Source organism: Novosphingobium sp. ERN07, assembly GCF_012641335.1.
GTDB lineage: Bacteria > Pseudomonadota > Alphaproteobacteria > Sphingomonadales > Sphingomonadaceae > Novosphingobium.
In genome coordinates, this window is sequence record NZ_JABAID010000040.1 from 1 (window position 1) to 7,956 (window position 7,956).

General features: G+C 59.3%; 6 protein-coding genes. 2 read left to right on the forward strand and 4 right to left on the reverse strand.

Annotated features, from left to right (window positions below; all coding sequences use genetic code 11):
• Window positions 1-108 precede the first annotated feature (108 nt).
• Both mauJ and HGI47_RS21615 read left to right on the forward strand, forming a co-directional pair.
• Window positions 109-1,482: a methylamine utilization protein MauJ gene (mauJ, locus tag HGI47_RS21610; RefSeq protein WP_168854826.1), complete on the forward strand. Its 1,374-nt coding sequence runs from the start codon at window positions 109-111 to the stop codon at window positions 1,480-1,482.
• Window positions 1,466-2,176, forward strand: a complete 711-nt coding sequence (locus tag HGI47_RS21615) for an HNH endonuclease (protein ID WP_168854827.1) — start codon at window positions 1,466-1,468, stop codon at window positions 2,174-2,176. The genes mauJ and HGI47_RS21615 overlap by 17 nt, the downstream gene beginning before the upstream one ends.
• Window positions 2,177-2,198: 22 nt before the next feature.
• Here HGI47_RS21615 and HGI47_RS21620 read toward each other — a convergent pair whose 3' ends face one another.
• The 4 genes from HGI47_RS21620 to HGI47_RS21635 all read right to left on the reverse strand — a co-directional run.
• Window positions 2,199-2,828, reverse strand: a complete 630-nt coding sequence (locus HGI47_RS21620) for a hypothetical protein (RefSeq protein WP_168854828.1) — start codon at window positions 2,826-2,828, stop codon at window positions 2,199-2,201.
• A 41-nt stretch (window positions 2,829-2,869) separates the two neighbouring features.
• The gene (locus HGI47_RS21625) at window positions 2,870-4,771 is read right to left on the reverse strand and encodes a UvrD-helicase domain-containing protein (protein ID WP_168854829.1); all 1,902 of its coding nucleotides are present in this window, start codon (window positions 4,769-4,771) and stop codon (window positions 2,870-2,872) included.
• A complete protein-coding gene (locus HGI47_RS21630; RefSeq protein ID WP_168854830.1) occupies window positions 4,768-7,107 on the reverse strand; it encodes an AAA family ATPase in 2,340 nt (779 codons plus the stop codon). Before HGI47_RS21630 ends, HGI47_RS21625 begins: the two co-directional genes overlap by 4 nt.
• A gap of 377 nt (window positions 7,108-7,484) precedes the next feature.
• A partial coding sequence (locus HGI47_RS21635; RefSeq protein WP_168854831.1) for a site-specific integrase occupies window positions 7,485-7,956 on the reverse strand: 472 nt, incomplete at its 5' end.

Below are 7,956 nucleotides of genomic sequence, written 5' to 3' on the forward strand. Positions count from 1 at the left end.
CCACACCAAAGCCCTTTTACCCATAGACCTGTGCGAGCCCCACCGCGGGTCGTACTTGTAAGACTTTCGTACGCCTGCCGGCGCCCGAAACCCTTCGACGTGTCCGCCATGGAGCAACGCTTCGAGTCCTTGCGCGGCTACAGTCGTCTGCCGCGCGGCCGTGAAAATCGAGGGCGTGCGCTCACGGACGAGCAGATCATTGCGGCCGTGCTGGGACTCGTCGCCATCCAGCCCAGTTGGGCCGGGCATGTCGCCGCAGTCATCGCCCGGCTCAAACCGGTGGGCGGGCCAACCGATGCGTTTGGTGCGGCCCCTGATCTGACGGCTGCAATGTGTTATCTTTTGAGGGACGAAGCCTCGCGCCAAAAACTGGTCGCGGTGCGCCTGTCGGTTGCGGAGGCCGGAACCAACAGCAACGGCATCGCCGTGATCACGTTCGACGAAGCGGGCGAACGCAAGCGCGTGTCGTTTGTGCGTGACGAAGCGGTGTCACTGCTTCAGCCCGGTGCCGCCGCCGACGCATTCGATCCCGATCAGCGCAATGCGCCAGCCAGCCGAGAACTCGTACTCAATCGCCGCTTCTTCGATCGCTTGGCGCAGCGCGTCGATCAGGCGCGCAAGCATCCGTTGCCGCCGACCGGCGATGGTGCCGAATACGACAAGGAGGACGCGGAAAACGCGCGCCGGGAACGTCTGGGCGCTAGGCCGTCTTCGCACTTCCTGAACATCGGCGTCGATAATCAGGTCACGTGGCCGCGCACCGAAATGCGCGTTAAATTCGATCGCTATCATCTCGTCATGATGCCCAAGACGAAGGAAAACGTGCCGTCGGTCCACATCGAATTGACGGCGAACAAGCTCACGATGGAAGAAGCGATGACGGTCATCAACCGCTTCCTGAGCGTGATGACTTGGTGCGACGATCAGTACGCGATCGCCGAAGGCGGCTGGGGTGGTGGCCCTGTTCCGGTTGCTGTGGCCAAGCGGAATCTGGCGTTCACGACCGCGTACCAATGGCTCTTCGATCGCGACATTCCGTCATCGGAAGATGCCCGGCGTGCGCTTGCACTGTACCGTGAAGCGCGCAACGCCGAGCAGAATTACATGATCAGCTATGCCGTGCTGGGCTACTACAAGATCATCGAAATTCACCATCCGAGCTGGAAGGTGGCGACCAAATGGATCGCGGATAATCTGCCGCCGATCCTGACTGATCCTCACGATCAGCATGGCATCGACAAATTTCTTGAAGCGTGCGGCGAAGAGAAGCCGGAAATCTACATCTACGCGGCGTGCCGTTCGGCGGTGGCCCATGCCAGCCCCAATCGCAAATCTGATCCCGACGACACGGTGGAACTGCGACGGCTGCACAACGCAGCCGACGTGATGCGCCGTCTGGCGCGGCGTTTCATTTCGATCGAGCTCGGCGTGTCGGATAATCCTTTCCCGCTCGCAGGCGAGGCCGATGAGCAAGCGCTTTAAGGGCAAGACCTGCGTCTATTGTGGTTTGGAAAGCGGATCGACCACGGGCGATCATGTCTTCGCGCGGGAGTTCCTCCCGATCGAGCATCGCGCCAACCTTCCGCAAGTGCCCGCGTGCGAGCGCTGCAATGCCGACAAGGCCAAGCTCGAGCATTATCTGCTGACCCTGCTGCCGTTTGGCGGCAACCATCCGGCGTCCACCGATCTGCTGACAGCAAATGTACCCAGGCGGCTAGCCAAGAATGTGAAACTGCACCGGCAGCTTGCCGAGGGTCGCGGGCCAGTGCTGGTGAAGGAACGCGGCATCCTACAGCATTCGATGGCCTTGCCGTTTGAAGGCCGGAAATTGTCCGAACTGTTCGTGCTGATCACGCGCGGCATGGTCGCCCATGCCTTCGGCGCGCAAATACCGCAGGACTATTCCGTCAATGCGGGAATTCTGACGGAGCGCGGCGAAGAGATCACTCGCCCGCTATTGGCGATGAACGCGAAGGAGCGCGCGGTGGCTACGCTCGCTGACGGGCTGATCGAGTATGAGGGCGCACAGGCATTTGATAATCCCGCACGGACCATCTGGCGATATCGGCTCTATGGCGGCGTGTTGTTCGCGGACCCGAACAGCAAAGGGCACGCGACCAAGAACATATGGGCGATCAGCGCGCCGGACCCGCTGCCCGGCCTATTCGCGGACTGAGGGTCGCAGGCTGCCAGCGGCGTCAGAACGGAAGCGTCGATGGATCGACCCACCCGTCGAATTTTTCTGCGCCGATCGCCCAGAGATTTCCGCGTTTTGCCGCGATGGCCACTGACGGCCGACCCGTCACGATCCACGTCGGAAACTTCATCAATTCCGTTTGATTGGCCAGCCGTGCCAGGCATCGATCGACAAAGATTTTGCCGCGCTGGGAAACGATCGACTGGCCATCCATTTCCTGACCTTCCGGAATGACGGCCAGCTCATTGTATCGCAGGTAACGGGGCAGCTCGCTCGACTTATCCCACGCAACGGCGGGCATCGGCGTGGTGGGTAACGTCGCGTCTTCCGGCAGAAAGTACGTGCTCACGTCGATCAGCCGATCCGCGGTTTCGACCCAGAAATGCGAGAAGCGTTGGCCATCGCTGGCAAAGCCTTTCATGCTGGGCGTCTTGGCGTCTTTCGAGAGAATGAAAGCCACCGACTCCCCGCCGACCGCCCATGCGCGCTCGCCAGCTTCGCGCAGCAACGCGAGTGTGCCGAATGTCGCGTAGGAACAGCGTTTGTAAAAGTCGTCTGGAAACTCCTCGCGCAACGTCTCGGCGACGATCGCAAGGCGGTGTTCCAATTGCCGCAGGTGCATCTGAGTCATGCCACCGCCCACGTCATTGAATCACGTTCAATCTTGCCGCTCTATGTCGGCAGACCAAGATACACCTCATCCTCGTTGAAAAGGCCGGACTGGATCACATGCGCTTTCATCGCGGCGGGATCGGTTGAATACGCGATGAGCGCCAAGCTGGATTTGGCTCGGCTGCAGGTAACGTAAAACAGCCGTCGCGTGCGATCGAGCGAGGAGTCCTTGCCCTCTTCCACATTCTTCAAATCGCTGGCGCTCGGCGCTTTGGCTCCCAGCAGCTTGTCGTATCCGAAGAGAAAGCCACGCGCGTCGCCGTCGTCCATGAGAACCATGACGCGATCGAATTCGAGCCCTTTGACCCCCTGATGGGTGTCAAAGGAGGCCTCGTGCGCAACATAGGAGGCATAGGGCGCGATCATCGAGAACGGGCAATCCAGAAGGGTCAGCAGCGCGGCGATATTCTCGCCGACCGGATCAGCTTCTTCGTCGTCTTCGGAAACGACCGGCTCCGCGCTCGATGCGGCCAAGGCGGCCTTAAGGCTGTCGGGAACAACGAAGAGATTGGTGCTCGCGACGTTTTCCAGGACGGCGCCGCAAGTCGGCTCGCCGTTCGCCCAGAGCGACATCAGGCTATCGATCGCCGCCTGTGCTGTGCGCAGTTGATCCAACGGCTTTTCCGAGCCTTTGAGCATGTCCTTGCTCAACAGCGGCGACGCGTCACGGATGATTTTGGTCGCTAGGAACTTGTCGCCCCGCTGGGTGGCCGTAACCAGCGGAAGAACGCTGTGCGTAAAAAATCGGGTCGGCGCGAAACTGCCGTCGAGAAACGCTGTGCGGAACGCCTCGATCGGCGCAATCGCCTCGAATAGTTGCTCAAAGCCCATCCGCTTCGCGGCCATGTGGTGCTCAAGCGTGAGAATCTTACACTGGTCGCGGTCACTCCAACCCGCATCATCGGTGAGAGCGGCCATATAGGCGCGAACCCCATCCTCCATCGCGGGCTTGTCCAGCGTATCCACGGGGAATACGAACAGCCGCGCCCATCCTTCAATCGCGTCGTCGCGAGGCTCCTGAACCTGCTCGTCTGCGCCCGATCGAATGGCGTTGATAAGGCGCACGATACGCTTCGGGCAGCGATGATTCAGGACCTTCTCGGGCGTTTCCCAGCCCGGCGGCAACGCGCTTTCGATGTTCTCTTTGCCGTCCAGATAAATGCGCTGCATGGTGTCGCCGATGAGCCCTAAACAGAAACGGCTCGCGTGCGCCTGTTGAACCGTCAGGAGGGCATCGATCAGCGTCTTGTTCGTGTCCTGACTCTCGTCGATCAGCAGGAACGGATATCTCTCGACGAACATGCGCTGCATCAGCGACTTCTCAAGCAGGAACGTCGCGAAAATCTTGATCACTTCACTGTGATTGAGGGCGTTGCGTTCGCGGTTATCGCTGTTGGGATTGTAGGTGAAAGCCTTGATCTCATCGAGCCGAGCAAGACGGCGCTGCTTTGATTCAATCGACGCCAGCCGCGCAGCGGACGCTTTCGTACCAGCGCGGCCCTTGGCCTCTTCGGCCGTCAAATCGGCGATTTCCGTTTGAAGATTGGTGCGCAGCCATTCCCGTATGTCGGAGTTGAACCCCTGAATTTGCGACCATGCAAAACTATGGATGGTTTTGACGACGAAGAGCGGATCGTATTCCAGCCGACGCGTGATCTCGTCGCAGGCTGCATTGGTGTAGGTGATCACCGCGACATGCCTTGCTCGCAGGCGAAGCGTGTCCCGGTATTTTGTCGCGATGTGCCGAAGCGCGTTGACGATTGACCGGGTTTTCCCGGAGCCAGCCCCGGCGAACAGGAAGAAACTCGTGGGATTTTCCAGATCGAGATACGCCGCGATTTCGTCCTCGACCCCATCGTCGCGCGTGACATTCGATTCGACTGGAGCGCTCTCAACGTTCACGCGGCGACCCCATCGCCAGCGTCGGCATCGGCGACAGCCTCGGCTTCTACCGGCGCTATCGCGACCAGCCCCAGCTCGGTCTGCTTTTGCTCAAGCTGTGCGGCCAGCCATAGCAAGCCTTCGCGAATGTATTTGGGCGGTTTCAGATCGCTGGGATTGTCGATCTCAAGAAGATCGAGTGCGAATTCCGCTTTGCTGCCGCCTTTCAAGGCATCCTTCATGGCTGCGCTGAGTGCCGCGAAATCCGCGCTATCAGCGATTGCGGTTCGGAATTTTGCGATGAGGCCTGTGCCGGGAAGTGTAGCGAACAACTCGATGTTGCCGACCACGATCGCGTCTTCCAGCGTGTAGGCCAATGCCTCGGTCACGGCACCCTTGAACTCAATCTCGATCGGACACTGATATGCGACGCGGAGCGTGAATTGTTCTGCGGCATAGTCCTTGGATTTCTCTGCCTCGGGCTTGTCCAGCAGCGCGTCCAATTCCTCGATCTCGGGCCACCACGTTTTGAGGGTGTGGTTACGCGTCGTGTAGTCTGCGCCACGCACGGGCGCCGCACTGAAACCCGCTGCGTCCTGCGAATCGATGTCGGTGACGACCAGCGTTGTTAGTCCGATCTTCTCGATGAGGCTGCGCAGCTTGTGGGCATGGCTGCCTCCGATTTCAAGCCAGGTGATGTAGCTCTCGGCGAGCTTATCAAACTCTGCATGCGAGTTCACGAAGTGCGGAACAAGAATTCGCTCGGCCGGTCCTTCGATTAGCACGGCGGCGTCGGCGAAGAACAGATCGCAGTGGGTGACTTTCAGGTAGCGGGTAACGAAGCGCTTGGTTTCTTGCTCGCCGCCAAAAGCCTCGCCGACATTCACCACGCACGAAGTGGGGATGGCGTGTTCGCTAGCCGGGAGCCGCCGGAAGTAGCGCAGAGAATCGAAGTGACATTCGTGGGCAATGTGGCTGGAATGGGTGCTCACCACCATCTGCGTCACGAAGTTAGAACCAGCTCCTAACTGATCGTGATTGCGAAGGATTTTGTGGGCTTGCCGGATAAAAACCTGTTGCACCTGCGTGTGCAAATGCACCTCGGGCTCTTCAATCAGGACAAGATGTAGCGGCGGGATGATCGCGTCATCGGACGCTTTGCTTTGCGCCTTTCCAACCCTCATCCAGCTGTCGCGAAACGCCATCAGGCGGAACACCATGGAAATGAGGTTCTGGTAGCCGAGACCGTTAGAATCTTCGGGCAGATACAAATTGATCGAAGCGCCGCCCGCCTGCATCGGCACGACAAATTGCACGGCGGCGTCGTGGTTGAGGCCTTCGACGGGCCTCAGGCGTGTTGAGATATTGAGTTTGGGATCTGTTACGCCGGGATAGCCCAGCGTGTGCATTTCCTTGAGCGGGCTTTCAAAGCCATCGCCGAGACGAACGTTGAATGCCTCTTGAGCCTCCTCGATCGCCTTGAGCGCGAGAAGGTCTCTCGCATCTGGACTCTCATACGGATCAAGGTGGCTTTTGTAGTATTGCCGAAGCTGGGACGACAGTTTGCGAGACGTCGATCCTGATCCTGACGCTTCGCCTTCGTCGATGCTGCTTTCGCCGGCATGGCCAAAGCCGCGCTGCGCGCTGATCTCGTCAATCCGAATAAGGCCCTTGAATGGGTCGCCATCAATGGGCTCGTTGCCGTTCAGGGGCTGAGGCTGAGCCCGACCGTGCAGCGGATCGACGCACGCGGAGGGGTCCAGCACGTAAGTATGGATCGTGAAGTAGCGCGTGACGCGGCGTTGCAGAAATTCGACCAGCGTCTGCGGCCAGATCGCAACCTGAAACTTTGCCGCATCCTGACCTTTTTCTTCGGCAAGCGCGGCACCCGCCGTTTGCAGATCGCGGGCGTCCGCGCGCGCCGTCAGGTAGTCTTTCTGAAGTTGCTCTCGGTCCTTTGGTTCGTACCTGACGCGAACCCCAAGGCGGCCACCCGCCCAATCCAACGTCGGCAGGATGCCCTGAACGTAATGGACCTCATTCTCTTCGACCTGCATCCAGACGTCGAGAAACGGTAGGAACGCATCCCATTCCGGTTCCGGCAAGGCTTGCTGAGCGACGTGGGCCGCCTCCCAGGCAGCGCCCATCCCGTCGATGCCCGGCCAATGGGAGAGCGTAAAATCGTTGAAGCAAAAGCTGGTGCGTTCGCGATCGACGAGAAAGTACCGCAGGGCGGTGATCGCCGATGTCTTTCCGCTGTTGTTTGCGCCAACGAAAACGGTCTTGTCAGCCGACAAGCCAATTCTCGTTGAAATCAGCTTTCTAAAATTCGCGATTTCAACAAATTCGATCCGCATGACCCCTCCGGACCCGTAGTATATCCCAATCAGTGCAACCTGCAATGGAAGGCAATTGGTTCAAAATGGAGGATTATTGCCCTTCCTGCGAACGACGTGCGTTCACCATTTGGACGCGTTCAATGAGCGTCGACGCGCTCTCGATTTGTACATCTATATGGGCGAGTCATCGACGCGAGTCTGGTTTTAGAGATCTCGAGCAACTAGCGGCCGGTTCGAAATCGGCCTAATTCGAGTTGTACGCGCACCACCCGCTACGATGTCTGCTTATGCCGCTCCGGCGGCCACAAGCCGCCAGTCCGGTTGCGGCCCAATTCCAGTCAATCAAGGTAGAGACGCAACGAGCCAAACAGCGATCTGATTGACCGCCAAAGCGGTCAGCCAGTCATCGCCCCTGGGAAGGGCAAAATAGTGGCCCCACTCCGCAACGAATCCAAGAGGTCGGACCACCATTGCGCCATCAGGACACGCTCCTTCCAGTGGGTGCCGCGATGGTAGGCCGCACGCACCTTGTCGCTGTCACCATGGGCAAGTGCGCGCTCGATGGCATCCGGTGACCACTTGCCCGACTCGTTGAGAATAGTGCTCGCCATTGCCCTGAAACCATGAGCGGTCATTTCGTTGCTGGCATAACCCAAGCGGCGCAGTGCTGCATTGAGGGTGTTCTCAGACATCGGCCGTGTTCGGGATCGCATGGAAGGGAAAACATATCCCGACGAGCCAGTGATCGCTCGGATTTCCTGCAGGATCGCGATCGACTGCCGCGAGAGCGGCACGTGGTGCGGTTTGCGCATCTTCATCTTCTCGGCCGGGATGGTCCATAGAGCGGTTTCCAGGTCGATCTCATCC